1 protein-coding gene is annotated in these 491 nt (G+C 65.2%); it reads right to left on the reverse strand.

Annotation, left to right across the window (positions count from 1 at the left end):
- The coding region (locus tag ACTJKK_RS16560; protein ID WP_440748777.1) for a hypothetical protein at window positions 1–491 on the reverse strand (491 nt) is incomplete at both ends.

A 491-nucleotide genomic window follows, 5' to 3' on the forward strand; every position in this document is an offset into this window, starting at 1 on the left:
CCGCGCCACTCATCCGGCTGCACCCACGACCCGGTCGCCGTGTCGTAGTCACGGGCGTAGTAGTGATCCAGCCCCAGAGTCGCATCACCCGGCTGCCCGTCGTTACCGACCAACGACGCCCACCCGGTGGACTCGAACCCGGCAGCACCGAAGTCCGCATAATCCACGAGATCCGTGATCCGGCCCCCGGCATCCGCCGTCGCCGTCGCATTGCGCGCATCACCCAACACCCACGCATCGTCATACGCACCCGACTGGAACACGACCTCACCCGTCGGATCCCGCAACAACTCCGTCGACCCGTGCAACCCGCTATCCGTCGCAACCGGATCAAGACCATCCCACGTCGTCCCGGTCGTATCCGACCCGAACACCGTCTCATCCGTCACCGACGTACGACGATCCAAACCGTCATACGCATACGACGTCGACCGCCCCTCCGTCTGCGTCGACAACAACCGCCCCGCCGCATCATGACCAAACGACGTCGG

The sequence above is a fragment of the Microbacterium sp. 22179 genome, assembly GCF_052045715.1.
GTDB lineage: Bacteria > Actinomycetota > Actinomycetes > Actinomycetales > Microbacteriaceae > Microbacterium > Microbacterium galbinum.